The organism is Streptomyces sp. Tu6071 (assembly GCF_000213055.1).
GTDB classification, from domain to species: Bacteria; Actinomycetota; Actinomycetes; order Streptomycetales; family Streptomycetaceae; genus Streptomyces; species Streptomyces evansiae.
Window position 1 is genome coordinate 5,861,947 of record NZ_CM001165.1, and the last position, 24,111, is coordinate 5,886,057.

24 protein-coding genes and 2 pseudogenes are annotated in these 24,111 nt (G+C 69.4%); 20 read left to right on the plus strand and 6 right to left on the minus strand.

Translation table 11 applies throughout. The features are described 5' to 3' along the window. Positions 1-373: 373 nt before the first annotated feature. The 3 genes and pseudogenes from STTU_RS24730 (at position 374) to STTU_RS33465 (ending at position 2,516) form a co-directional block, all read left to right on the plus strand. Positions 374-1,270, plus strand: coding sequence for a helix-turn-helix domain-containing protein (locus tag STTU_RS24730; protein ID WP_007827901.1), 897 nt, complete (start codon positions 374-376; stop codon positions 1,268-1,270). Next, positions 1,267-1,488: a DUF397 domain-containing protein gene (locus STTU_RS24735; RefSeq protein ID WP_043257730.1), complete on the plus strand. Its 222-nt coding sequence runs from the start codon at positions 1,267-1,269 to the stop codon at positions 1,486-1,488. The genes STTU_RS24730 and STTU_RS24735 overlap by 4 nt, the downstream gene beginning before the upstream one ends. 195 nt (positions 1,489-1,683) lie before the next feature. Further along, a pseudogene (locus STTU_RS33465) lies at positions 1,684-2,516 on the plus strand (IS5 family transposase). A 65-nt stretch (positions 2,517-2,581) separates the two neighbouring features. Here the strand turns inward: STTU_RS33465 and STTU_RS36240 are convergent. Both STTU_RS36240 and STTU_RS24755 read right to left on the minus strand, forming a co-directional pair. After that, a pseudogene (locus STTU_RS36240) lies at positions 2,582-2,884 on the minus strand (IS701 family transposase); the annotation flags it as partial. Between the two features lie 11 nt (positions 2,885-2,895). Continuing rightward, positions 2,896-3,684: a class I SAM-dependent methyltransferase gene (locus STTU_RS24755; RefSeq protein ID WP_043256242.1), complete on the minus strand. Its 789-nt coding sequence runs from the start codon at positions 3,682-3,684 to the stop codon at positions 2,896-2,898. Between the two features lie 389 nt (positions 3,685-4,073). Between STTU_RS24755 and STTU_RS24760 the strand changes: the two genes are divergently transcribed. The 7 genes from STTU_RS24760 to STTU_RS24790 all read left to right on the plus strand — a co-directional run bounded on the left by STTU_RS24760 (position 4,074) and on the right by STTU_RS24790 (position 12,213). Then, positions 4,074-4,871, plus strand: a complete 798-nt coding sequence (locus STTU_RS24760; RefSeq protein WP_007827909.1) for a helix-turn-helix domain-containing protein — start codon at positions 4,074-4,076, stop codon at positions 4,869-4,871. Next, positions 4,868-6,103: a M20 family metallopeptidase gene (locus tag STTU_RS24765; RefSeq protein WP_043256244.1), complete on the plus strand. Its 1,236-nt coding sequence runs from the start codon at positions 4,868-4,870 to the stop codon at positions 6,101-6,103. Before STTU_RS24760 ends, STTU_RS24765 begins: the two co-directional genes overlap by 4 nt. A gap of 114 nt (positions 6,104-6,217) precedes the next feature. Next, complete coding sequence (locus STTU_RS24770; protein WP_052862418.1) at positions 6,218-7,681, plus strand: UDP-N-acetylmuramate--L-alanine ligase; 1,464 nt, start codon at positions 6,218-6,220, stop codon at positions 7,679-7,681. 31 nt (positions 7,682-7,712) lie between these two features. Next, positions 7,713-9,176 (plus strand): UDP-N-acetylmuramoyl-L-alanyl-D-glutamate--2,6-diaminopimelate ligase, encoded by a 1,464-nt coding sequence (locus tag STTU_RS24775; RefSeq protein WP_007827915.1) that lies wholly within the window; start codon positions 7,713-7,715, stop codon positions 9,174-9,176. 66 nt (positions 9,177-9,242) lie between these two features. Further along, a complete protein-coding gene (gene murD, locus STTU_RS24780; RefSeq protein WP_007827917.1) occupies positions 9,243-10,598 on the plus strand; it encodes a UDP-N-acetylmuramoyl-L-alanine--D-glutamate ligase in 1,356 nt (451 codons plus the stop codon). 48 nt (positions 10,599-10,646) lie between these two features. Further along, positions 10,647-11,810, plus strand: a complete 1,164-nt coding sequence (locus tag STTU_RS24785) for a hypothetical protein (RefSeq protein WP_007827919.1) — start codon at positions 10,647-10,649, stop codon at positions 11,808-11,810. A gap of 49 nt (positions 11,811-11,859) precedes the next feature. Continuing rightward, a complete protein-coding gene (locus STTU_RS24790) occupies positions 11,860-12,213 on the plus strand; it encodes a hypothetical protein (RefSeq protein WP_007827920.1) in 354 nt (117 codons plus the stop codon). 29 nt (positions 12,214-12,242) lie between these two features. Here the strand turns inward: STTU_RS24790 and STTU_RS24795 are convergent, their stop codons facing one another. Genes STTU_RS24795 through STTU_RS24805 form a run of 3 tightly spaced genes read right to left on the minus strand, consistent with a single transcriptional unit; the run spans position 12,243 to position 15,209 of the window. Next, the gene (locus tag STTU_RS24795; protein ID WP_052862419.1) at positions 12,243-13,445 is read right to left on the minus strand and encodes a cytochrome P450 family protein; all 1,203 of its coding nucleotides are present in this window, start codon (positions 13,443-13,445) and stop codon (positions 12,243-12,245) included. A 4-nt stretch (positions 13,446-13,449) separates the two neighbouring features. After that, a complete protein-coding gene (locus STTU_RS24800) occupies positions 13,450-14,670 on the minus strand; it encodes an MAB_1171c family putative transporter (protein WP_052862542.1) in 1,221 nt (406 codons plus the stop codon). After that, entirely contained in the window at positions 14,670-15,209 is a 540-nt protein-coding gene (locus STTU_RS24805) for a hypothetical protein (protein ID WP_052862420.1), read from the minus strand. The genes STTU_RS24800 and STTU_RS24805 overlap by 1 nt, the downstream gene beginning before the upstream one ends. A 341-nt stretch (positions 15,210-15,550) precedes the next feature. Here STTU_RS24805 and STTU_RS32290 point away from each other — a divergent pair, with 341 nt between their 5' ends. Next, positions 15,551-16,396 carry a helix-turn-helix transcriptional regulator gene (locus STTU_RS32290; protein ID WP_007827927.1) on the plus strand — a complete coding sequence of 282 codons (846 nt, stop codon included), beginning with the start codon at positions 15,551-15,553 and terminating at the stop codon, positions 16,394-16,396. A 12-nt stretch (positions 16,397-16,408) separates the two neighbouring features. On the opposite strand, the gene STTU_RS24815 is transcribed toward STTU_RS32290, so the two are convergent. After that, positions 16,409-16,855: a helix-turn-helix transcriptional regulator gene (locus tag STTU_RS24815; protein WP_007827929.1), complete on the minus strand. Its 447-nt coding sequence runs from the start codon at positions 16,853-16,855 to the stop codon at positions 16,409-16,411. A gap of 424 nt (positions 16,856-17,279) precedes the next feature. On the opposite strand from STTU_RS24815, the gene STTU_RS24820 reads away from it, so the two are divergent. The 9 genes from STTU_RS24820 (at position 17,280) to STTU_RS24860 (ending at position 24,103) form a co-directional block, all read left to right on the plus strand. Continuing rightward, complete coding sequence (locus STTU_RS24820; protein ID WP_007827930.1) at positions 17,280-17,603, plus strand: hypothetical protein; 324 nt, start codon at positions 17,280-17,282, stop codon at positions 17,601-17,603. Between the two features lies 1 nt (position 17,604). Next, the gene (locus tag STTU_RS24825; protein WP_043256248.1) at positions 17,605-18,588 is read left to right on the plus strand and encodes a hypothetical protein; all 984 of its coding nucleotides are present in this window, start codon (positions 17,605-17,607) and stop codon (positions 18,586-18,588) included. Next, positions 18,585-19,271 carry an ATP-binding protein gene (locus STTU_RS24830; RefSeq protein ID WP_043256250.1) on the plus strand — a complete coding sequence of 229 codons (687 nt, stop codon included), beginning with the start codon at positions 18,585-18,587 and terminating at the stop codon, positions 19,269-19,271. The genes STTU_RS24825 and STTU_RS24830 overlap by 4 nt, the downstream gene beginning before the upstream one ends. A 68-nt stretch (positions 19,272-19,339) precedes the next feature. Then, on the plus strand, positions 19,340-19,864 hold the full coding sequence (locus STTU_RS24835; protein WP_007827933.1) for a WhiB family transcriptional regulator: 525 nt from the start codon (positions 19,340-19,342) through the stop codon (positions 19,862-19,864). Next, the gene (locus tag STTU_RS24840; RefSeq protein WP_043256253.1) at positions 19,861-20,958 is read left to right on the plus strand and encodes a DUF2637 domain-containing protein; all 1,098 of its coding nucleotides are present in this window, start codon (positions 19,861-19,863) and stop codon (positions 20,956-20,958) included. The genes STTU_RS24835 and STTU_RS24840 overlap by 4 nt, the downstream gene beginning before the upstream one ends. Positions 20,959-21,143: 185 nt before the next feature. After that, positions 21,144-21,368 carry a hypothetical protein gene (locus STTU_RS24845; protein WP_007827935.1) on the plus strand — a complete coding sequence of 75 codons (225 nt, stop codon included), beginning with the start codon at positions 21,144-21,146 and terminating at the stop codon, positions 21,366-21,368. Further along, on the plus strand, positions 21,365-21,985 hold the full coding sequence (locus STTU_RS35675; RefSeq protein ID WP_043256255.1) for a MobC family plasmid mobilization relaxosome protein: 621 nt from the start codon (positions 21,365-21,367) through the stop codon (positions 21,983-21,985). Before STTU_RS24845 ends, STTU_RS35675 begins: the two co-directional genes overlap by 4 nt. After that, entirely contained in the window at positions 21,982-23,646 is a 1,665-nt protein-coding gene (locus STTU_RS24855; RefSeq protein ID WP_007827937.1) for a relaxase/mobilization nuclease domain-containing protein, read from the plus strand. Before STTU_RS35675 ends, STTU_RS24855 begins: the two co-directional genes overlap by 4 nt. Positions 23,647-23,707: 61 nt before the next feature. After that, on the plus strand, positions 23,708-24,103 hold the full coding sequence (locus STTU_RS24860; RefSeq protein WP_007827938.1) for a hypothetical protein: 396 nt from the start codon (positions 23,708-23,710) through the stop codon (positions 24,101-24,103). Positions 24,104-24,111 lie beyond the last annotated feature (8 nt).

Genomic DNA, 24,111 nt, shown 5'->3' on the forward strand with positions numbered 1-24,111 from the left:
CAGTACGCACGACTGGAGTCGTGCCGAAGTGTTGGAGAGAGGGGTGCTCTGGCTCATGCCGGCCTCGGCTCATGGACGCGTGGGGGCACATGAAGGGACGAAGCGCGCGCTGACGCGCCCTCATTGAGGTCGCTATGCGCTTCCGCAACTATGTTGCCGAGCGCGATAATTAACATTCAAGCGAATCCACAAGCGAGCCCACATTGGCACATTCGGATGAGGACACAGGGGCTCGGGACGGACAGACAGCGCCCCCAAGGAGCCCGACGGCTGAGAGCAGTTGGCCGACGGTTGCACACTGTTCCCGGACAGAACGGTTGAGTTCGGGGACAGAAGGCTCACGCAGGGGTACAGAGCGAGGGAGAGGCAAAACATGCCCGCACGCAAAGGTCCGACGCTGATGCGCATGATGCTGGGGAAGGAGCTGCGGACGCTGCGGTTGCAGCAACGCAGCCGCGCTGAGGCGGAGTCCGCTGCAGGAGCCGATGCGTTCACCGCCGAAGCCGTCAGCCTTCGCGTGAAGATGAGTCGGTCCCGGCTCAGCAGGATCGAGGCCGGCGACATCCCGATCCCGAAGATCGCCGACCTAGAGGCTCTCCTCGACGAGTTGGGCGTGACGGACCTGGAAGATCGGCAGACACTGCGCGAGCTACACCTGGAGTCCCTGAAGACCGATCCGGTGACGACGTACAGGAATGTCCTGCCGTCCGGGATGCCGCGCTACCTGAGCCTGGAGAAGGACAGCAAGACGATCCAGGGATTCGAGAACGCCGTCATACACGGTCTTCTTCAGTGTGAGGAGTACACCCGCGCCCTCATGGGCCGAGCAAAAACGGTCGAGGAGCGCACGACCGAGGCGGTAGAGAAGAGCGTCTACTCCCGATTGGAACGCAAGAGCATCCTCGTAGAGGATCGGGAGGTCCACATCATCCTCACCGAAGGCACGCTGCGAACCCTCATCGGCTCCCCCGACGTGATGCGGGCCCAGTACGCCGAAATCAGGTCGCTCTGCCGGATGGAGAACGTCGAGGTACAGATCATCCCGGAGCGCTCAAGCGCCTACCGCGCCCCCTTCCCCTTCACAAGGCTCACCTTCGAGGGCCTGCCGCCCATGATCCAGATGGACGGGTGGAGGTCGATCACGATCTATCGGGAAGAGGCGGACACAGGCTCCTTCCGTAGGCAGTTTGAAGCCATGGTGCGGGAGGCGCCAGGATCGGCCGAGACGCCGTCGTTTTTGAAACAACTGGAACAGGAACTATGGACATGACAGACCACGTCACTCCGCCCGCCGCTTTCGCCTCGAACAGCGAGTGGCGCCGGTCCACCTACAGCGATCAAACAGGCGGCAACTGCGTCGAGATTGCCCGACACGCGCTCTCGGTCGGAGTGCGCGACTCGAAGCAGTCGGCCGGCGCGGTGCTGGTGCTGCCGAGCACCGCCTTCGACGTCTTCATGACGTCGGTGAAGGATGGGAACACCGCCTGACGGAACGGAGAGGGGGCCCCGGGTCTCGGGCGCCCCCTCTCCGCGTGAGCGCGAAAAATGACAGATTCGCAGGAAGCTGGCTAGCTGGCAACGTGCCTGCGCGCCGAACTCCTGGAAGTCCGTCCCTCCGTCGCTAGAGCGTGACCGGGCCTAGGCAGTGTCTTCAAATGATCACCGCTGGTGGATCATGGTGTCGTGATACGTCGCCATGAACTGTCGGATGCCGAGTGGGAGTTCGTCCGGCCGCTGCTGCCCGAGTCGTTGCGGGGACGCAAGCGGTTGGACGATCGCAGGGTCCTGAACGGGATCGTGTGGAAGTTCCGGACCGGGACGGCCTGGCGGGACGTGCCCGAGCGCTATGGCCCGTGGGCCACGCTGCATACGCGTTTCCGCAGGTGGGCGGCGGACGGGACGTTCGACCGGATGCTCCGCGCCGCCCAGGCGAAAGCGGATGCGGCGGGCGACGTCGACTGGCTGGTGTCCGTCGACTCGACGATCGTCCGCGCTCACCAGCACGCGGCCGGGGCCCGAAAAGGGGGCTCCGCGACCCGGCCCTCGGCCGGTCAAGAGGCGGTCTGACCAGCAAAATCCACCTGGCCTGTGACGGGCGGGGCCGACCCCTGGCATTCGTGGTCACGGGTGGAAACACCAACGACTGCACCCGGTTCCCCGCCGTGATGGAAGCGATCCGCGTGCCCCGGATCGGACCCGGCCGTCCCCGGGTCCGGCCCGATCACGTCCTAGGCGACAAGGGCTACAGCTCGAAGGCGATCCGCGCCTGGCTCCGTCGCAAGGGCATCGCCCACACGATTCCCGAGCGGGCCGACCAGGCCCGCAACCGGGCCCGGCGGGGCAGCCGCGGAGGCCGCCCGCCGGCCTTCGACCGCGAGGTCTACAAGCACCGCAACGTCGTGGAGCGGTGCTTCAACCGTCTGAAGCAGTGGCGCGGGATCGCCACCCGGTACGACAAGACTGCCGAGTCCTACGAAGCAGCTGTCACGCTCGCGTCACTCCTGATGTGGGCGTGACATTTGACGACAGAACCTAGTACTCCAGTCTGGTTTCGCGGCCTATCCAGAAGGTCGTCGAGAGACCGCCGACGGTAGTGGCTGCGCCGAGCTGTTGCCTGGTGGCGTCTGCGCCAGATGGACCAGTGCAGCAGCCTGGCTGCGGTCGCGGCCGACGGGGCGAAGACCGTGGTGAGCAGATGGCGGATCTCGGGGACGGTCAGGGAGATCGGGGCGCTGTCCCGAGTCGGGAAGTTCCGGTCGGCGGGTCGGCCGGGGGCCGCGTCGGCGGCGACGGCGGTCAGGAAGGCCAGGGCGAGCATGGCGAGCGTGATGTGCCGATGCCACGATGTTCAGTGCCTGAGCTGTTAGTGGTCGAGTCCGACCTGGCACCGGAGTACTAATACGCTTGCAGCACGAAGAACAGGAAGCACAGGAAGCGTGGCTCGGCCGCGATGGCCTCGGGGAACAGCTCGCGGGCGGCGGGATCAGGTTCCGGCTCGCTGATGACCGTAATCCGGAATCCGGCCCCGGTGAAAGCCTCGATCATCGCGTGCAGCGGCCTGTTCCAGCGACTCACCAGAGTGGTCTGGTCTCCAATGCTCCACTCTACGGTCCACTTGGTGGTGTCGAAGTAGTCGCACTCGGCCTCGCGACCGGCTTCGCGGTGAATGAGGTTGACGGCAAATGGATGGTCGACAGACGCGATCAGCCGACCACCGGGCCTGAGTACGCGTCGCAGCTCGGCCAGCGCCGGTCCCCAGTCCTCCAGGTAGTGGAGCACCAGCGACGCCACTACATCGTCGAACGTGTCATCAGGGTAGGGAAGCGGGCTACCCAGCTCCGCCACCTGCAGATCCGCACCGTCGCCGAGCCGCTCCCGAGCCAGCCCCAGCATCCCGGCACTCGAGTCGAAGCCACTCACCATGGCGCCATGGTCACGCAGCGCGGCAAACAAGGCCCCCGAGCCACAGCCAGCGTCGAGGATCCGCCGGCCGGACACGTCTCCAGCGAGGGCTAGCATCGCGGGACGCTCGTAGTAGGCATTGACCAGGTTGGTCTCGTTCGCGGCCGTGTACGCCTCGGCGAAGCTGTTGTAGTCGTTGGTCTTCGACGGATCCACACTCACCGAGGACGGGGAAACCAGCCTGGTGGAAAACGTGTGATCTTGGTGCTCGCTTGAGGTCATGGTGCGGGAGACGTGTGCTGCAGTAGTTCGGTTCCTGGCCTTGCGTGCCCACAGAGCCCGCCCCCAACTACAGCCCGGGTCAACGAATTTCGGGCAGGCCCGAGCGCGCAGTCGACCCGCACGTGATCACGAAACCACACTGGAGTACTAGGAGCATGAGGCCAGGATTTTGGTGGCGCTTCGACGTAGTCGGGCGCGCGTAGAGCTGCCGGAACGCCCAGGAGGTGCCCCCCGCAGATACCCGCCAACCAACAAGCCAGTTTCCGCGAGTTACGGATGCGCCGGACGCGGGACCGTCTGTGAGCGAGGAATGGAAACGTGGCGGCAGCCGGGGTGAAGAAATCGAGTTGCGCTGGTGCAACTACACCTGGCCGCCTAATAGTTGACGGATGAACGCTGTAGATGTGTCGTTGTTGCGGCGTGCTCGTACGGCGAAGGGCTGGACGCAGGAGCAAGTGTGCGCTCGGCTCAACGCGATCACGGGCGGAGGGACGTCCCCAACGCTCCTGAGTGCGTGGGAATCTGGGCGCAAACGAACCGGCTTACGTAACCGTGCGGCCCTGAGCAAGTTGTTCGAGGTTCCGGTGGTGCAGCTCTTCGCTCATCAAGATCGGCACGAGGCGACCACCGCGTTGGAGGTGGCAGGGACCGGCGCGGTAACCCGGGTTCTCACCCGGTACGAGGACCTGCTGAGGGCTATGACAGAGGTGGTCGTGGGGGCGCGGCGGCGCCTCGTCGTGACCGGCTCACGGTCGCGGGAGCCCGGCTACCTGCGGGCGATCGAGGACACGTTGGAGCACTTTCCAGACCTGGTGCATTACCGGGTGCTGTACGGGCCGCCGAGGCACCGCGCGCTCCATGAGCACTTGGACCGCGTGTTTCAGCTCCGTGATCCCTCCGAGCGTCGACACGGGATCCGGACCCTGCATGTGGGGGTGGTTGACTCGCCGTCCGTGCTGGAGCGGCATTTTGTGGCTTCGGAGTCGGCGGCGGTTGTTCCCCTGCCGTCCTTTCACGGCTTTGACGGTTTCGACTGCGGGGTCATGCTGGGGGCGGAAGCTGCCGCCGGTCTGGTGCAGCACGGGCGGGAGGCGTGCGCTGCCGCGCGAGCACTGGTATCGGCGGCGGAGGTGCGCCGTCTCCCCACGGGAAGCGGCCCGGACTTGGGGGAACGAGAGGCACTATGAGCGATGTTGTGGGACGGGTGGGGCGGCAGCGGATTGACTCGGTGGTAGGGCTGGCGCGGGACCTGGTGCGGCTGTCGAGCCGGGGTGGGATCGACGACTACGAGCGAGTTCTCTCCTGCGTGGAGGGGTGGCTACGTGTGCGAGGACTGCCGTGCCGACGGCTGCATGACACCGAGGTCGGAGATGTCGGGCTGCTCGTTGAGATCGCGGGCGGGCGCCCGGGGCCGTGGTGGACGCTGGATGCCTGTCTCGACACGGCCCCGTTCGGCGACGAGGCGGCCTGGACGTTCTCCCCGACCGCCGGGGATGTCCTAGACGGGTGGCTGCGCGGCAGAGGGGCGGCGGACAGCAAGCTCGCCGCGTCCTTGTTCTGCCACCTTGCGGAAGAAGTCCACGGTCGAGCCGCCGAGCTGGCCGGCGGGCTGAGCGTGCTCCTGGACGTGGACGAGCACACTGGCCGATTCGGCGGAGCTCGCGCGTTCCTGGCCGATGAAAGGGCGCAGACCCCGGCCGGGGTGATGATCGGCTACCCGGGGTTCGATGAGGTCGTGGTGGGCGGGCGCGGCTTGTGGCGGGCCCGCGTGACCATCCACGCGCAGGCAGGGCACTCCGGCTCCAGCAGGCAGGTCACCGGGGCCATCTCCCGCGCCGCACATTTCGTCACGCTGCTGGACGCTGAGCAGCTTCCCGGGCCCGATGAGCGGTTCCCGTTGCCCGCGCGGGCGAGCGTGACGGCGTTCTCGGGCGGGGCGGGCTTCTCCGTCGTGCCCGACCGCGTGGACCTGAACGTCGATGTCCGCCTCACTCCCGCCTTCGACGGCGAGGCCGCCGCCGCGCTCGTGACGGCGCTCGTGCGGCGCCTGGACACCGATCTTCCCGCGCCCGCGCCGACCGAGGTGCACCGCGTGGCCTGCTGGCCCCCGTTCCGGCTCTCTCCCCGAGACGAACCCGCCGCCGCCCTGCTACGCGCTGCCGCCACCCGGGGGGTACGCGTGCGGGCCAAGACGGCAGGCCCCTCCAACATCGGCAACCTCCTTGCCGGACGCGGCGTTCCGGCGACAGCCGGGTTTGGCGTCCGATATGAGGGCCTGCACGGCATCGACGAGCGAGCCCACCTCGCCGAGCTGCCCGACGTCTACGCCGTCTACCTCGACGCACTCCGTGACCTGATGGCGGCCCGCTCTGCCTCCGAGAAGGTGCCAGTTTCAGACCATGCCAGGTCAGGAAACTGACCACGCAGGAAGAACTTCCGCGCCTTCTTCAGCGTGCCCGAACGCGGTGTGATGAAAGCGCCGAAAGGCCACTGCACCAAGTGGTGGCCTGCACCAGTGAATCGGGAGTTCGCCATGAACAGTACCGTGATCACGCCGGGCGTCCACCTTGACCAGTCCAGGCCCATCCACTTCGTCGGCATCGGCGGTTGCTCCATGAGCGGCCTCGCCTTGATGCTGCACCACGGAGGCCACATCGTGACGGGCTCGGACCGGGTATCCGGGCCGAACACTGAGACTGTTGCCACAGCGGGCATCACGGTGACGATCGGACACCGGGCCGATAACGTCCCTCAAGACGCCCAGTTGGTCGTCGTGACGTCCGCCGCCGTCGACCCCGGCAACCCCGAGCTGGCTCGCGCACGCGAGACGGACGTATCGGTCGTGGACCGAGCCGCACTGTTGGGCATGATGTCGGAGGCCGCTGAACAGCGGATCGCCATCGCCGGGACGAGCGGTAAGACCACCACTACATCCTTGGTCGGCCGCATGATTCTGGCGTGCGAGCTGGACCCCACCATCGCGGTCGGCACCCGGGCCGGCGACTTCACCGACGGCGGTAACTTCCGCCTCGGGGAAGGCCCCTTCGTCACCGAGGCGTGCGAATACCACGAAGCGTTCCGATTCCTGGAGCCCGACGCGGCCGTGGTGCTGAACGTCTACCACGATCACGGCGACTTCTTCACCGAGGGGATCAGGACCATTGAGGAGGCGTTCGCGCGGTTCGTCGCCCGCACCAGGCCCGGCGGCCTGGTGGTGGTCGGAGCGGACTGCCCGCGCGCCCGGCTTCTGGAGGTACCAGCAGCGGTCCGGAGGGTGAGTGTGGGCTTCGCCGCAGACGCCGACTACCGGATCGGTGACGTCGTCTGGAAGGCGGGCCGGGCAAGCTTCAGCATCGGCGGTCCCGGAAGGCGCCGTGTCCGCCTCGACCCGGCCCTCCCAGGCAGGCACAACATCCTCAACGTCGCCGCCGCCTTCGCGCTGGCGAGCGAGCTGGACCTGCCGCTCGAAAAGGCGGTTCCTGCCCTCAATGGGTTCACCGGAGCCCCGCGACGCCTGGAGTACCAGGGCAACGCGGACGGCATCGCGGTCTGGGACGACCTGGCGTGCAGCACAGGCGAAGCCACCGCGACCATGGAAGCGGTCCGCGGGCTGGCGCAGGGCGGCAGGATCACGGTCGTCCTGCGCCCGAACTCCTTCAGCCGTGTGCGCGACAACTTCGCCGAGTACGCGGGCGTCTTCACCACGACCGAGCACGTGATCGTCACCGACATCTTCCCAGGTCGCGACACTGAGACCTTCGGGCAGCATGCCCGCGACCTGGTGGCCAACATGGCCGCCAAGGGCCGCGACGTCGTGTACGTCCCGGACCTCAACGGCCGCCCCGACCGGGAGCGGATCTTCGACCTGCTGAACGCGCGGCTGGAGAGTGGCGACATCCTGGTCACGCTCGGACCGGTGGACCTCGCGGGTCTCGCGGCCGATTACCGGCAGCGTCGGACCTCCCGGTGGTGGAATGAGGAAGATTTCACCGCATAGGGCACTGCCACCGAACCCAAGGGGCTCCACGATGAAGCTGGCCGCACTGCTCGCCGGACACCCGCACGACCTCCTCCAGGGAGACGCCGACACCGACGTCACCGGCATCGCGACGGACTCGCGGCAGGTACGGTCCGGCTTCCTCTTCGTGGCGGTGCCGGGACGGCGCGTGGACGGGCACGCCCACCTGGAGCAGGCCGTCGAGCAGGGCGCAGTCGCCGCGCTCGTGAGCACTACCGCGCACCCGCTTCCCTCCGCTCTCACCATCGCACGCGTGGAGAGCACCCCGGTGGCCGCATCCCTGGCGGCCTCGCGCCTCCACGGGGAGCCGGGTCGGCGGATGCGGGTGGTGTCCATCACCGGCACCAACGGAAAGACGTCCACGGCCGCGATGCTGGAGTCGGTCATCGCCGCGCTCAGTACGGCACCGGTCGGAGTGATCGGCACGGGCGGCCCGCGCGTCGACGGGATTCCCGTCCCGCTGAAAACCACCACGCCGACCACTCCGCAGGCAGTCGAACTCCAGCCGATCCTGCGGTACATGGCCGATCAGGGCGCGGGGACCGTGGTCATGGAAGCGTCGTCACTCGCGTTGTGGCAGCACCGGCTCGATCACGCCTTCACCGATATCGGCGTGTTCACGAACCTGAGCCCTGACCACCTCGACGACCACGGCACCATGGACGCCTACAAGGCGGCCAAGCTCCTGCTCTTCTCCGGGATGTCCTCCGACGCGGTGGTCAACACGGATGATCCGGTCAGTCAGGAGATCTTGGAGCGGATGCCGCGGGCGACCACCTTCGGGATGGACAAGACCGCAGACTTCACCGCACGCGCCTTCGAGGTCTCCGCCACCGGCACCCGCTTCCTCCTGGTGCACGACGGCCAGGAGTATCCCGCCCACCTGCCCATCCCGGGCCGGTTCAACGTCGCCAACGCGCTGGCTGCCGTCGCGGTCTGCCACCGGCTCGGTTACGAGACCAAGGCCGCCCTTCACGCCCTGGAGACATTGCCGCAGATTCCGGGCCGCATGGAAACGCTGCGCCGCGCCGACGGCACCAGCATCGTCGTCGACTACGCGCACTCCGCCGACTCCCTGGAGAAGACCCTGCGCACCCTGCGGGAGGTCAGCTCCGGCCGTCTCCTCACAGTCTTCGGCTGCGGCGGCGACCGCGACGCCAGCAAGCGCATCCCCATGGGCTCCCTCGCGGGCCACCTGTCCGACCACGTCGTGATCACCAGCGACAACCCACGCACCGAGGACCCCGAGACCATCATCAACGCCGTCGAACGCGGGGTGCGAACCACCGACACCCCCTACGACCGAATCACCGACCGCCGCGCGGCCATCGCCCGTGCCCTGTCCCTCGCCGAGCCCGGCGACACCGTCCTCGTCGCGGGCAAGGGCGCGGAAACCTACCAGCTCATCGGCGAAGCCGCCCTCCCCTTCGAGGACATGGCCGTCGTACGGGAGCTGACCGACACAGCGGCCTGACTGGGTCCGGGCGTCCGCCCGCTCGCGGTCAGGACGCCCCACCTACTCGCCCCGAAGGGGGCCGCCATGCAGATCAAGCACGCCCACGTCCTGATCCTGGGCCTCGGCATCAGCGGCGAATCCGCCGCCCTCCTGTGCGCAGAACGCGGAGCCCACGTCACCGTCCACGACCAGCGCGAGGCCGGCACCTTCACCGATGCCCGCGCGCGCCTGTCCGCCCACCCGGTTGACTACCAGCTCGGTGTGACCGCGCCCGACCCCGCCGACTACCACCTCGTCGTCCGAAGCCCCGGCATACCTGCCCACCACCCGGCCCTCAGCCGCGCCGCCGAGGCCCAGGTCCCGGTCTGGAGCGAGATCGAACTCGCCCACCAGCTCACGCCCTGCCCGATCGTCGCGGTCACCGGGACCAACGGCAAGGGAACGACCACCGCGCTCATCGCGGACATGTTCCACGCCTGCGGCATCACTGCCCACCGCGCCGGGAACATGGGCATCCCGCTCGCCCCCGCGCTCTCCACCGCCAAACCCGCCGATGTCCTCGTCCTGGAGGTCTCCGCCGCACAGTTGGAAAACGTGCACGCCTTCGCCCCGAGCGTCGCGGTGATCACCAACATCCAGCCCGAACACCGCAACCTGTACTCCTGGCAGACCTACCACCGCATCAAAGCGGAGATCTTGCGCCGCCACACCGACGCGAGCGCCACCGTCGTCTCCTACGACGACCCCACAGCCCGGGGCCTGGTCACCGCCGTCCCCGGGCGCCTCCTCTACACGAGCGCCCTCGGCCCCCTGCCCGCAAGCCTCGACGGCGTGTACGTCGAAAACGGGTACGTCCTCGCGCGTGAAGACGGTCGTGAACGGGCCCTGCTCACCGTGGCCGACCTCTCGGCCCGCGGTGTCCTGGCCAACGTCGTCTCGGCAGCAGCCGCAGTGATTCTGTGGGGGGTCGGTGACCGGGCCATCGCCGAAGCCGCGCGCGCCTACCGGGGCAAGGAACACGTCCTGGAGTTCGTCGCCGAGCGCTCGGGCATCGCCTTCTACAACGACGCCAAGGCCACCAACCCGTACTCGACGCTCCACGCCGTCAGCGCGTTCGAGGACCGTCCTCTCGTCCTGATCGCGGGGGGCAAGGACACGAAGGACGCCGACTTCACCGCGCTCGCGGCCCCCACCATGCGCCGCGTCCGCCACCTCGTCCTCTTCGGCGAGACCGCCGGAGCTATCCACCGTGCCCTCACCGACGGCGGCCTCGACCTGCCCACCACCGTCACCGAGGACTTCACGGACGCCACCGCCACCGCGCGCACGCTGGCCCGGCCCGGCGACGCGGTCCTGTTCAGCCCCGGCACCCACACCTGGGACATGACCCCCGACTACCTCACCCGCGGCGTCCTCTTCAAGCAGCTCGTCCTCAGCTGATTGCCCCGCGCCCTCGCGGTCTCACATCCACCGATCCGGGAGACACCCATGCCTAAGAGCATTCCCCTCGCGTCCCGCTTCTACGAGCCGGTCGTCGACCAGCACGAGTCCTGGATCGCGGTCAACCCGCGCCAGGGCTGCCCGAAGAACTGCGGGTACTGCTACCTCAAGGACCGGGGCCAGACCCTCGTCAAGCCCGTCGAGGTGGCCACCCCCAAGGACACGGTCGCCCAGCTCCTCGCGAGCCCGTACTACCACCGCGACGCCGTCCTCGCCCTCTACACCTGCACCGACGCCCTCGCCACCCCGCCCAACCGCGCCCACCTCATCAAGCTGCTCCACGCCCTGGCCGCCGAGTGCATCCCCAACCCGGTCTGCCTCATCACCAAGTGCGCCTTCACCCCCGAAGTCCTCACCTGCCTGGAGACCGTTCAGCGCAAGGGACTTCGGGTGATCGTCTACCTCTCGTACTCCGGCCTCGGCCCCGACGTCGAACAGGGCATCGACCACGACGCGCTCCGCGCCAACTTCCCCGCCCTGCACCACATCGGCACTCCCGTCATCCACTACTGGCGCCCGTTCCTCCCCACCAACTCCACCCCCGAGGCCGTCACCCGAGTTCTCGACCACGTCACCCAGTACGCCCGGTGCAGCGTCGCCATCGGCCTCAAGGTCAAGCCCGGCGGACACGAACTCCTCACCGGCCTGTGGCCCGAACTCGCCGACAACGCCAAGGACGACGTCGAACGCGCCTCCTCCGTCTGGCCCGAGCAGATGCGCGCCATGCTCCCCCACCTGCCCGACACCTACGGCGACTACCCCATCTACGAAACCAACACCTGCGCCCTCTCTTACGTCCTCGACCAGCCCGACCGCTTCCACATCCTCGGCTCGACGGTGTGCGAGAAGCAGAACCACTGCCCCGCTGCCCAACGCGCCCTCTGCGAGAGGGGTGAGTCAGCACCGCCCGTCAACGAGAACACGATCACCGCCCATCTCGAAAAGCTGGGCGTCACTCAGGTGCGGTGGAGCTGGGACCCGGCCTCGAAGACCCTGACCTTCCTCGCCCCGATCCCCACCGCCCCCGCCAACAACCTCGCCCAGACCCTGCGCATACGGGTCCGGACGGCGGCCAACGCGAGTGATCACTACTGGACCGGGAAGGTCACCGGCAGCGTCCCGTTGATGATCCCGGACAACCGCGACATCTAGAAGTTCGAGCAGGTGCAACTGTGCCGACGCGACCAAGCTGACGGTCACGGTGTCCGCGCTTCCCTCGGCGCGCCTCGCCGAGCGGGCCGACGGGATCCGGGAAGCGGCGCTCGCCCGTACGTACGGCAACATGCGGGTGGCCAGCCGCAAGCCCGCCACCGCAGCCGCGATGCCTGGGCTCACCCGACCGCTCGCGGGGATGGTGCAGGCCGAGCGCCTACGCCTGGCACTCGCCTTCCAGTGCGACGTACGGGAGTGGACCACCGACGTGGCGGCCTGGACGACCGAGGTCTTCGCGGACTCGATCCGGACGGTGACCGGGCTCTCCGGTCTTGTCCTCATCGCGGTGTCCTCGGACCCGGTCGCGGCCTGGCCGGCGTCCGTCCCGCCGCGCGGACCCTGATACCGCCGTCCGCCCTTCAGCCCGCCACGTCAATCGCAGGGACGAGGGCGCGCCACGCCCTCCGATCCGCTGTGCAGGACCGGAAGCGACTCCGGGCCGCGGACGAGGCGGGTCCGGCGCCAGCGGACGTGCTCGGGGGGGACGGCGAGGCGGATGGCGGGGAAGCGGCGCAGTACCGCCCCCAGGGCGATTTCGGCCTCCGCTTTCGCGAGTGGGGCGCCGAGGCAGCGGTGGATGCCGTGGCCGAAGGCGAGGTGTCCCGCGGCGTCGCGGTCGAGGTCGAGGGTGTCCGGGGCCGGGAAGCGGGCGGGGTCGCGGTTGGCGGCGCCAAGTGCGATGTGGACGGGGCGGCCCGCGGGGATCTCCGTGCCGCCGAGCGTGACGGGCTCGGTGGTGAAGCGGAACGTGGCGGTGCTTACCGGGGAGTCGAAGCGGAGCAGTTCGTCGAGCGCGGACGGGATTCGGTCGGGGTGCTCGCGAAGGTGCTCCTTCGCCACTGGGTGAAGGAGGAGCGCCAAGAGGGCGTTGCCGAGGAAGTTGGTGGACGTCTCGTGGCCTGCGACGAGAAGCAGCACGGCGAGGGAGACGAGTTCGTCCTCGGTCAGTGCGTCGTGCCCGTCGTGGGCGGCGATGAGGCGGTCCAGCAGGGCGGTACCGGGGTGTGCGCGTTTCGACGCGACGAGTTCGGTCATGTACGTCGCGAGGGAGTGCGAGGCCGCGTCGATGACGTCGGGCGCGGCTGCCGCGAAGAGTTCGGCGGACCAACGCCGGATGCTGGGCCGGTCCTCGTCCGGGACGCCGAGCAGCTCGCAGATCACGGTGACGGGCAGGGGGCCCGCGAGGCCGGCGACGAAGTCGAAGGGCTCGTCGGGCGTCCAGCGGTCGAGCAGCTCGTTGGTGATCCGGGTGATCGCCGGACGGAGTTCGGCGGCGGCTCCGGTGGTGAACGCCCCGGTCACGAGTTTGCGCAGCCTGGTGTGCTCGGGTGGATCGCTGGCGAGCATGTGGTGCGCCAGGGCCGGGTGAAGGGCGCGGCTTGATCCCTTGCCCGCGAAGAAGGCGGCCGTGTCCTTTGACAGCCGGGCGTCACCGAGGGCCTGCCGGGCCTCGGAGTAGCCGGTGACCAGGTAACTGCTTCTGCCGGTCGGCCCGGAGGAGACGAATTGCACGGGGCAGGCGGAGCGGGCTGCTGTGTAGGCGGAGTACGGGCCGTGGGCTGTGGGTTCGGTCATGGACTCAGGCTCCTACGGGTCGAGGCTCACCGTCGTCGGCGACGGGGCCGGTCTGGCGGTTGTAGGCGCGGGCAACGAGAACGAGCCACTTCGCCTCTCCACGCAGGTCGGTCTGGGCGAGGGCTCGGGGCGACGGCGGGGCTAGTTCGACGGGCGGCAGTTCGGCGTTGAATGCGGCCAGGGCTGCCCTGACGAGCGCTGCTTCTACGGCCGCGGCGCTCTCGTCCGTGTCGGCTGTGTAGATGCGCTCCGCGCTCTCCCGTACCGCGCGAGACCGGTAGGGGCGCAGGGCGAGAATGCCGTCGCTTATCTCGACGACACGCCGGTGAAGAAGGTAGTCGGAGTCGTCCGCGAAGGCGGAGGCGTCTGCGAAGGCGGAGGCGTCTGCGAAGGCGGAGGCGTCTGCGAAGGCGGAGTCGTCCAGGACGATGTGCGGCATCACGGCCGTCATGTCATGCCACAAGGGTTCGAGTGCGGCCAGAGACCGCGTCTCCCAACGGATTCTCCGCGTGTGACTGATCGGGTACGCGATAGCGGGCAGGGTGAGGCCGACGCCGATCAGGAGTACGGCGAGCGCGGGAGCGGTGACGCTGAAGGCGCAGGTACCGCTCACGGGCGAGGAACATTCGGTGTGGTGGACGAGACCGACGCCGACGGCCGTGGAGACGAGCCTCACGATCTTGTACGCGACGTATACCAGCGCGAACAGGCAACCTACGGCGGCGATCCGGAGTCCGACGCGGACGCTCGCGCGACGGGCTGATTGCGACTGGCGCACCGCTTGGAGGAGGAAGTCCATGGCGGCGAAGCCGAGGTGAGAAACGAATACGAGGAGGTAGAGCGCGCGGAGTCGCGGCCGATCCAACGCCTCCTCCGCCGCGAAGAGTGCGGTCATCGCCGCGACCGAGGCGGCGAGGAGCAGAAGGCGTCGGCGAATCCTGCCTCTGGCCTCGACCGGCTCCAGGTCGAGTTGGAAGATGACGGCCAGCACGGCGGTGGCTGCACACACGGAGGCCACGTTGCTCAGCAGACGGGCCACGTGCGGTACCGCGTTCTCGACGGTGTTCTGGACCGACGGAGCGTAGGAGAAGAAGGCCAGGGCGAAGGCGGTCAGGAGGGCGCTCATGGCCCATGTTCCGGTCGGCCGTGGAGTTCCTCGGCCGACGGACCAGTAGGCGGCGCCCACTATGAGGAGGGAGCCCATGCCGAGAAAGAGAGCGTCCATCACGGGCGGGACCCGCCCCTCTTGAGCGGACGAGCGAAGAGCGCGTCCCAACTGTCCGCGCCCCTCGCCGGGTGCCGGGAGGGCATTTCGCGGTGTCGGTACATGCGCTGACGGATGATGGAGGCCATCGTCTCGGCCTCTCGTTCGTCGGCTGTCGTGTAGCTCGTCCTGCCGGACATGCGCGCCACCAGCGTGGTGTTGATCCCGATGGCACCGGCTTGGCGGGCATCGAGCGACACGCTCCCGGGGTGATCGCAGTACACGTGGCACAGCTCGTGGGTAAGGATGTGCCGACGGTGGTGTACCGAGGTGCCCTCTTCAAACAGGAGGAGGTCCACGTCGGGGAGTTCGATCCGTATGCCGCAGGGTGCGTCGGCGGTCATGGCCTCGGGAAGCGGGCGCAACTTGATTGGCTTGCCCCGACGGGCGGCAATCGCCTGGCACAGTTCTCGGGTGCTGAAACCATGGGGGAGTGCCAGCCGGTCCACCAGTTTCTCGCAGGCAGCACGCAGACGAATCTCAGTATTTGGCATGGGCATGAAGGTGTTCCTCTCGCGTCGGCAGGCAGCGACTGCGGGTGACGAGTGGCAGAGCGCGAGAATGCCAAGAGGAGAGGGGAACTCGGAGTTCCGGAATTTGTAATTCCGGTTACCAAAGGTGAGGCGCGCGAGCGTAGTGGTGCCCGAGGGGCACGCCGGGCGGACGGCAGCCTTCCGCAAGTGCCCGCCTTTCGGCACGCCTTGGAGACTGAGCGCAATATTTGAACAGGCGACTATCCGTTATGTCCAATCACTCGCGGTGACTATGTGGAGTGTCGTACGCGAAGTGGGTGCGCGTGTTGTGACGCAAGTCACCTATCCGGCCGGGCTACTCTCGCGGGATGGATGCGGGGCACGAGCAAGGCGCGAAGGCGCTCGACGCGGAATCGCTTCCTGAACTGCTGCGATCGTGGCGGCGGCGCCTCAGCCCTCGCGCTTTCCCGGGGTTGCGGGCCGCCGGGCGCAGGGCCTCGGGCTTGACGCAGCGCGATGTGGCACGGCTGGTCGGCGTGAGTGAGCGCTGGTACGGAACCCTGGAGCGTGGTAGGCAGGCGGGGTACTCCGCCGAGGTCCTCGACCGACTGGCCACCGTGCTGCGACTGAGCCGTCCCGAGCGCAACGCGCTGTACATGAAGACGGTGGGTCATCCGCCGGCGCCTCCGGCGGCAGCGGACGCGCGGGCGGCGGTTGAGATGGACGAAGCGCTGCAGCGGTTCCTGGACAATCAGGCCCCCAATCCCGCCTACGTCACAGACCTCGCGTGGAACATCATCGGGGTGAACGCCCCCCTCACGCGATGGTTCCCGTGGGCCGCGCATCGGGCCAATCTCATGCGGTGGGCCCTTCTCGACCCCGAGGCGCGCGAGCAGCTCGTGGACTGGGAGGAGACCTGGGCGCACTCGTACCTCGGGCAGATTCGCTACGAGCGGGCTCGGTACCCCCGTGACGAAAGTCTGTCGCAACTGGAGCGCGAGGTCCGCGCTGGATCGCCTTTCGTGCGGGCAATCTGGGAGCAGGGCGAGCTGGTCGAGCACACGGACGGGAAACTGGCCCGGCTCCGATTGCCCTATCACCAAGGCCGCGAAATCGCTGTTCGCATCATCAGCTTCCGTCCCATGCGCACCGATCTGCTCCGCGTGATCGTGCTGATGCAGGAGGGTCAACCCGGCGTGGAGGGCCAACCCTGAGGAGACGCCCCCCTAGTCGTCGAGAAGTCCGGGGTTCTCGACGTCCTCGGGCATTCCCTCCAGTTTGCGCGCCTGGTCAATGACGGTGGCGAGCATCTGCAGGCTCGACGCGCTCAGCCCGTTTGCTCGCAGGGCGACGTTCCGCACATCCCGGTCACGCATGGCGGCCAGGACCTGGATCTCGGCACGCTGCCGCTCCGCCTCCTCCTCATCGAAGAAATACGCGGGGCTCACACCGAAGAAGCTGGCCAACGAACGGATGGTCTGCATCTTCGGGTTGGTGTTGATCCCGGTGCGAAGCTGCTGGATCGCGCTTGCGGAGATGGCGATGTCGGAGGACTCACGGATGCGTTGTGAGACCTCTGCGTATGTGTACGGGCCGCGCCCCTTGGGGTGCACTTCGCGGAACAGGTAGTCCAGCAGCTCCGCGAACGACCGCGCGGCGTTCGTCTCCGTCATCTACAGCCCTTCGTCACGGCGACCAGCCTATCCATTCCAGTGGCGATCATGCAGGTCGAGGCAGGGTTTGTACCCACCACAGTGGACAACTGCGCAGCACTGCGGTGTGCTCGCTGGTGTTGCTTCGTCCATTGCAGTGTCGCGTGCCTGATCAGAGCGGGTGTGAAGGGGTGGACTTGCACGGAGGGCTCGGCCTATGGTCGTGATCCCCGTACCGGCAGATCGCCGACCGAGGCGACGCGGGGCGAAAGGGGAAGCGCGTGCGCGGGCCGCGAGCCCGCAGAAGAAATGTGACCGGCGCCCGGGAGCTACCAACTCCCAAGCGCCGGGGCCGGCCCCCGAAGAGGGGGCCGAATCAAGCTCGCGGGCGGCGGGGCTTTTGGACGAGAACCGCCGGACCGCGCTACAAGCATCGGAGTATCGCATGCTCGCCACGCCGAGCGGAACCTCGTCGTGCCCGGACGCCGACCGCCATCAGCGGCTCGCTGCGCAGCTCGCAGACATGATCCCGGGTGCGGCCACGATCCGCGTCAGCCTCACCGACCCGGGCCGGACGTGGCCCCACCCGTACACGATCGTCAAGGACGAAAACGGGACGACGCTGACCGTGCGCCGCACGACGGCCCACATCGCCGCTCGCTGGATCATGCGGGCCTGGCCGGAGGCCGACTGGAGCGAGGCCAACACCCTCGTCCTCGCCACTGCCACCCTGACCCGGAGCGACGAGATCGTCGGGCGGGTGGGCTGACGTGGCACGTATCCGCACGGTGAAGCCCGAACTCTGGACCAACGAGCGCGTGGCGACCTGCTCGCCGCCGAGCGTCCTCACCTACATCGGTCTCTTCACTCAGGCCGACGACTTCGGCCGCCACAGGGACAACGCGGCGATCATCGCCGGGGTGCTGTGGCCCCTGCGTGCCGAGCACACCCCCGTGCACGTCGAGGACGACCTCACCCAGCTCGCCGAAGCCGGGCTCATCTGCCGGTACACGGGCTGCGACGGCCGCTCCTACCTGCACATCACCGGCTGGCGGGAGCACCAGAAGATCGACCGGCCCAGTCAGTCGCGTACGCCGGTCTGCCCCGAGCACCAGCACGAGGACCGGTGCGGCAGGTGCAAGGGCCCCTGCGTCTCCACGACCCCTCGCGAAGCCCTCGGTGAGTCCTCGCCGAGCCCTCGCGCACCCGTCGCCGAGCCCTCGCCGAGCCCTCGCGAGGCCCGCGCGACGTCTCGGGTCGGGCTCGAAAGTCTCTCCTCGGCCGCGCCCGGCACGACGGAGACGCCAGAAGAGAGCAAGGCCGCTGTCTCTGCGGAAGGCGCAGGTCAGAGGGGGGTTCTGGCGGATTCGTCGAGGGCTCCACGAGGGCTCGACGAGCCCTCGGCGTCTGGATCTAGGATCTTGGATCCTGGATCTTCTTCCCCTACGGGGCGCGAGGCGCCAGAGGCCGGTCCCAAGGCCGACTCTCTGCTCGCGGAGTACATCCGCTCCTGCCCCCGGCGTCCGCCCCAGGGCGTCCTCGGCCACCTCGGACGCGTCATCAAGCAGCTCCTGGCCGAGGGCATCGACCCGGTCCACGTACGGGCCGGTCTCGGCCGGTACAGCGAGATCCAGGGCCATCCCTCGCGGCTGCCGAGCCTGGTGAACGACGCCATGAACCGCCCGCTCGCAGGGGCCCACAGCGCCTGGACGAACCCCACCGATGCCGCTTCCGCCTACGAGGAGGAACTGTGAGCACGAGCGAGCCCGTGCGCATCGGCGATGGCCCGCTGCGCGCGGTCCAGCGAATCCTCCGGGCCAGGGGCCTGGACCCGCGCGCTCTGCCCGAGACCGGCCCCGAGCCGGACCTCGCACGACGGTACGAGGCGCGGATTCCCCCGCGCTACCGGGGCGCGGCCCTCGGCCACCCGGCGGTCCGCGTCTGGGCCGACCAGGTCGTCGCCGCCGCCGAGCGCCCGAATCCCGGTGCCCGCGCGGCGGTGACCACCGGGCCGAGCCTCCTGCTGGCGGGGCCGACCGGCGTGGGGAAGACGCACGAGGCGTACGGCGCGGTCCGCGCGCTCGCCGACGCGGGCCTCGCCGTCCGCTGGGAGGCGACCACCGCCGCCGACCTCTACGCGGAGCTGAGGCCGCAGCCGGGGAGCGACCCGGAGCGTGTCCTCGCCAGGGTGTCCCGTGTCCCGCTCCTGCTCCTCGACGACCTCGGGGCCGCCCGGAGTAGCGAGTGGGTCGAGGAGATCACGTACCGCCTCATCAACCGCAGGTACAACCACGAGCTGCCGACGCTCATCACCACCAACCTGCCCATCCGGGACCTGCGCGCCACCCTCGGCGACCGCATCGCGAGCCGTCTCGCGGAGATGACGGACCGCGTCGTGCTCGACGGCGCCGACCGCAGACGCCGCTCCGCCGCCTGAACTCCCGGATCCCTACCGCGCCCACGCCCCCGCGACGCCCACTCGCGCGGGGGCGGATCGGAATACCCATGAGCCTCGACCCCACCCGCTACGTCCACCGGCTTCTCGGCGACCAGACCTGGCAGGCCGACGCCGTGTGCCACAGCACCCCGTACCACCAGGTCGATCCGGAGATCTTCTTCCCGGTCCCCGACGACGCCGAGCGCATCGCCGCCGCCAAGAGCCTCTGCGCCCAGTGCCCCGTACGCCGGGCCTGCCTCGATGCCGCCCTCGAAACCCGCGACACCTGGGGGATCCGGGGTGGCGTGACCGAGGAAGAGCGCGCGACCCTCCACGAGGGCCTCGCCGACCGTCTCGACCGCAGCCGCGTCGCCGAGGCCCTCGACGGCCGGGACATCCACCTGAGCGCGGCCGAGCGCAAAGCGGTCGCCGCCGGGGCGCACCGCCAGGGCTACTCGAAGGAAAAGCTGGCCCGGATCCTGAAGATCACACCCGGCCACGCGCAGAAGATGATGCGCGCCGCCCGCCGTGCGGAAGAACATCGCGCGAACGCCCAGGGCGGCGAACAGGACGACTTCGGGACGGCCGCGTGAGCGACTCGAAGCGCAGCTCCGCGACCTGGTGGGACCGGGCCGTCGTCGTCGCCCTCGGCGGCGCCGCCTGCGCACTCTCCTACGACTCCCTGCAGCAGATGGCCGTGTCCGTCCACGTCCGAGGCGCCCTCACCTACCTTTTCCCGCTCGTGATCGACGGCTTCATCGCCTACGGCGTCCGCGCTCTCCTCGTCCTCCAGGACGCCCCGCTGCGTGCCCGCGCGTACCTCTGGGGGCTCTTCGGCGCCGCGACGGCCACGAGCATCTGGGCGAACGGCATCCACGCCGTCCGCCTCAACGAGGTCGCGACGGCCACCCAGGGCCTGCATCTGGGCGACAAGGTGGTCGCCGTACTGTCCACCATCGCACCGCTCGCCCTCGCCGGGGCGACTCACCTCTACATCCTCATCGACCGGGGGACGGACAAGGCCCGCTCCGCTGCCAAGAAGGCCACCCTCGACCGCCAGCGCCCTGAAACGGTCGTGGACGCCCGCTCTGTGGACCGGGCACCCGAGGTGTCCGCCGCCCCGGTCGACGAGCGTGGGCACCGCGAAGCTCTGATGGCCAGTCGGGTGTCCGAGCCGGTGGAGCAGCAGAATGCGGACGCTCCGCACGACACCGTGGCCGCCAAGGGGGAGGACAGCATCCGGAGCGACAGGCCGGTCGATTCGCACGAGGGCGGACAGCCGGTCCTGCCCGGCCTGACCGCTACGAACGCGGGGCCGACAACCGGAGTGGCCCCCGGTACGGAGACGGGGCCGCGCCTGATCAAGGGGGCTGCTGCGGCGGACGCTCCGCAGGGGCCGTCCACGGCGGCGGAGGACAGCCCGCGCCCCACGCCCACCCGGACGGCGCCCCGCGCGGGAGCCCCTGTCCGCCCAGGCCAGAGGCCCAATCAGGACCCGGACCATACCGAGCGACTGCTGCAGATCGCGCGCGAAGCGGTGCGGGCCGAAGGCCGCCTCACCCGGAAGGTCGTCGCGGAAGCGATCCGCGGACGCGACCTCACGCTGTCCAACGATCGCTTGACCGAGCTGGTGCACGCCCTGAAGAACCAGCCCGGACAGTCCCGCAGCGGACACCGTCCGGGGTGAGAACCCGGGTGACCGGCCGGACAGTCCGGCCGGTCACCCTCCCTGTGCAGACCGCCGCCCCGGTCACCCCGGCCGGTCCGGTCACTTGCCGACACCTCTCTTCTGCCCGGCTGTCCGGGCGGAGGACACCGAGAGGAGGCCGGACAGCCGCGCTGTCCGGCCGACCCAGGAAAGGGAGAAGAGCGATGCGCACCACCCGAGCAACGGTCACCGAGGCCGACGTCTGGCTCACCGTCCTCCACCGTGCCGGTCACGTCCACGCGGTCGAGGCGCACGAGGACGGCACCTGGACCGTCCGCGAACGACCGGACAGCCTCCCCTGGACTCTGCACCACCCGGTGCTCGCCATGGACTGGATCGCCGCCGTGCTGCGCGGCAGCGACGCCGACGGTCAGAACCGCGCGAAGTGACCTCCCCCGACGGCGAAGCCGCCACCGGACAGGACACGGCCACCGGCCGAGCAAGCTATACCGTACGACCGTCCTACGGCCGGACGAACGGAGCCCCCGCCCAGGAGGGCGGGGGCGGCCCGTCGGGTTCCCGGACGAGGGCGCCCGGGAACCCGACGGACAGGGACCGGCACCAGGGGGCGCCGGTCCCGGAAACGGACAAGCCCGCCACGCCCCCGCGCGCTCCGCGCCGCCGCCCCCGCAACCACGCCCCGCGCCAGCGCACCCGCAAAGTCACCACCCGCCTCGCCGAGACCGAGCACGAAGAGATCCTCGCCGCCGCACGCCGCCGCGCCGTAACCACCGCGCGCTTCCTCGCCGCCGCCGGACTCGCCGCCGCGCGAGGCACCACCGCCCTCGAACCCCACGAGAAGCGCGACACGGTCATCGACGAGCTGGCGCTCACGCGCGCCCAGCTCGCCCGCGTCGGCAACAACCTCAACCAGCTCACGCGCGCCACGCACCTCGGCATCGCGCCGCACCCGGACGACCTCGCGCACACCCTCGACCGCCTCCGCCGCGTCCTCGCCTCGATCGACGACGCGGCGACCGCTCTCGCGAAGCGCAGGTCGGCATGAACCCGAACATCACCCGGGGCAGCCGCATCCACGGCCTCCTCGCCTACCTCTACGGGCCCGGCCGCCACAACGAACACACCGACCCCCACCTCGTCGGCTCCTGGGACGGCTTCGCCCCCGACCCCGGCTGCAACCCCAACGCCACCCTCAAGCACCTCGCGAACACCCTCGACCTGCGCCCCTCCCAGCTCGGCGACGCCCTGCACAAGCGCCACGTGTGGCACTGCTCGGTCCGCGCCGCACCCGAGGATCGCGAACTCACCGATAAAGAATGGGACATGATCGCCCGCCGAGTCCTTCACGCCGTCGGCGTCAGCAGCGAAGGAGACGACGACGGCTGCCGATGGGTAGCCGTCCGCCACGCCCGAGACCACATCCACATCGCCGCCACCCTCGTACGCGGCGACCTGCGCAAGGTCTACCCCCGCGACGACTACCCCAAGGCCCAGGCCGCCTGCCGCAAACTCGAAGCCGAACTCGGCCTGCGCCGCCTCAACCCCGGAGACCGCACGGCGGCGAAGCGCGCGAGCACGGGGGAGCGGCGCAAGGCCGAGCGCCTGAACCTGCCCGCACTCCCCAGCGACACCCTCCGCACCGCCGTACGCCAGGCCCTCGCCGCCGCGGGCACCGAAGAGGACTTCTTCGACCGCCTCGCCGCCGCCCGCATCCTCGTCAGGCACAAGAAGGGGCCCAGCGGCGACGTCCTCGGCTACTCCGTCGCCCTCCCCGACGACGACACCCCGATCTGGTACGCGGGCAGCACCCTCGCCCCCGACCTCTCCCTCCCCAAGATCCGCCAGGCCCTCCCGGACACCACCGCCCCTCTGAGCGTCCAGGCAGCCCGCGCCAGCCGCCCAGAGGCAGCCCGCAGGCACGCAACCTCCCGCCTCGACCGCGCTCAGCACGCCCTTGCACGCGGCGCAGACGACGCCGCGGACGACCTCGCCGGGACCGGAGCAGTCCTCGACGCACTCGCCGCCACCGCGAACGATCCGACCCGCACCGAAATACTCCAGGCAGCAAGGGCGTTCGAGCGAGCAACACGAAGCCACGTCCGCGCCGAGAACGCCGACCTGCGCGCGCTGCGCGCCGCAGCCCGAGAGATCATCCACGCCGGAACCCCCCGCCGCGACGACGGAGCCGCCGCAGCAGCAATCCTCACCGCCCTCCTCCTCACCGTCGCCGCCGCCGCGCGGTGGCACGCGGCGCGCGGGCATGCCCAGCAGGCCGCCGCCGCCCGCTCGACAGCCCAACACCTGCGCTCCGCCTACCGCATGGCCGCCGCTTCCCCCATGGCCACCCTCCGGGGCCGCGCGGCCCACCTTCCCGCCGAGCAACGCGCCCGCCTCGACGCTGTCGTCGCCACCACACCGGCGGGCACCGGACATGGAACGCGCTCCACGCCGCCGATGGACGCCCTCACCGCCACCCTCGCCGAGGCGCAGGAGGCTGGCTACGACCCCGAGACCCTGCTGCGGGAGGCGTCCGACGCGCGTGAACTGCGTACTGCCGTGAGCGTCGAAGACGTCCTCGTGTGGCGCATACGCCGTCTCGCCCGCCTCCCCTCTCCTGACGGCCCAAACGACGACGCGGGCCGGGCCGCGAACCGCCCGCGCACAGCAAAGGAGCAGGCGGCCAGCCGCCCCAACCCGACGCGGTAAAGCCCTCGACACCGCGCCAAAACCCCTGCTAAGCCAGAGAACCGAGCAGAACGGAGCCTCCGTGAGAACCGCCACCGAGCCCACGGCCGATACCACCGAGACCATCAGCCACCGGCCCCTCCCCGCCCCTTCGCCGGACCCGGAACCGCGCCACGAGCCGGGAAGTGACACAGGACCCGAGGCGGTCCGCATCGTGGAGCACGCTGGCCAGTACGACCTGCGCGGCATGCCCGTGTGGTGCGCCGAGTGCGGCGCCCGCCGAGACTGGGCCTTCATCGGCCAGGGGCGGAACGTGTGGATCGCCTGCCGATGCGGCACGGTCTGGTACGAGCCGGAGATGGGCCGCCACGACATCGACGCCCTCTACCGCTCCGGCGGGACCACCTACCCGACGGTCAAGCAGGCGCTCCACGCCCTCGGGCGTGATGGCACCTTCCGGGGCCTGTACTTCACGTAGACGGTTCG

What these genes read in the sequence shown, in the direction of transcription:
- STTU_RS24730 (WP_007827901.1), top strand. Translation starts at nt 374, where the DNA reads ATGCCCGCACGCAAAGGTCCGACGCTGATGCGCATGATGCTGGGGAAG.
- STTU_RS24735 (WP_043257730.1), top strand. Translation starts at nt 1,267, where the DNA reads ATGACAGACCACGTCACTCCGCCCGCCGCTTTCGCCTCGAACAGCGAG.
- STTU_RS24755 (WP_043256242.1), bottom strand. Translation starts at nt 3,684, where the DNA reads ATGACCTCAAGCGAGCACCAAGATCACACGTTTTCCACCAGGCTGGTT.
- STTU_RS24760 (WP_007827909.1), top strand. Translation starts at nt 4,074, where the DNA reads ATGAACGCTGTAGATGTGTCGTTGTTGCGGCGTGCTCGTACGGCGAAG.
- STTU_RS24765 (WP_043256244.1), top strand. Translation starts at nt 4,868, where the DNA reads ATGAGCGATGTTGTGGGACGGGTGGGGCGGCAGCGGATTGACTCGGTG.
- STTU_RS24770 (WP_052862418.1), top strand. Translation starts at nt 6,218, where the DNA reads ATGAACAGTACCGTGATCACGCCGGGCGTCCACCTTGACCAGTCCAGG.
- STTU_RS24775 (WP_007827915.1), top strand. Translation starts at nt 7,713, where the DNA reads ATGAAGCTGGCCGCACTGCTCGCCGGACACCCGCACGACCTCCTCCAG.
- murD (WP_007827917.1), top strand. Translation starts at nt 9,243, where the DNA reads ATGCAGATCAAGCACGCCCACGTCCTGATCCTGGGCCTCGGCATCAGC.
- STTU_RS24785 (WP_007827919.1), top strand. Translation starts at nt 10,647, where the DNA reads ATGCCTAAGAGCATTCCCCTCGCGTCCCGCTTCTACGAGCCGGTCGTC.
- STTU_RS24795 (WP_052862419.1), bottom strand. Translation starts at nt 13,445, where the DNA reads ATGACCGAACCCACAGCCCACGGCCCGTACTCCGCCTACACAGCAGCC.
- STTU_RS24800 (WP_052862542.1), bottom strand. Translation starts at nt 14,670, where the DNA reads ATGGACGCTCTCTTTCTCGGCATGGGCTCCCTCCTCATAGTGGGCGCC.
- STTU_RS24805 (WP_052862420.1), bottom strand. Translation starts at nt 15,209, where the DNA reads ATGCCCATGCCAAATACTGAGATTCGTCTGCGTGCTGCCTGCGAGAAA.
- STTU_RS32290 (WP_007827927.1), top strand. Translation starts at nt 15,551, where the DNA reads ATGGATGCGGGGCACGAGCAAGGCGCGAAGGCGCTCGACGCGGAATCG.
- STTU_RS24815 (WP_007827929.1), bottom strand. Translation starts at nt 16,855, where the DNA reads ATGACGGAGACGAACGCCGCGCGGTCGTTCGCGGAGCTGCTGGACTAC.
- STTU_RS24820 (WP_007827930.1), top strand. Translation starts at nt 17,280, where the DNA reads ATGCTCGCCACGCCGAGCGGAACCTCGTCGTGCCCGGACGCCGACCGC.
- STTU_RS24835 (WP_007827933.1), top strand. Translation starts at nt 19,340, where the DNA reads ATGAGCCTCGACCCCACCCGCTACGTCCACCGGCTTCTCGGCGACCAG.
- STTU_RS24845 (WP_007827935.1), top strand. Translation starts at nt 21,144, where the DNA reads ATGCGCACCACCCGAGCAACGGTCACCGAGGCCGACGTCTGGCTCACC.
- STTU_RS24855 (WP_007827937.1), top strand. Translation starts at nt 21,982, where the DNA reads ATGAACCCGAACATCACCCGGGGCAGCCGCATCCACGGCCTCCTCGCC.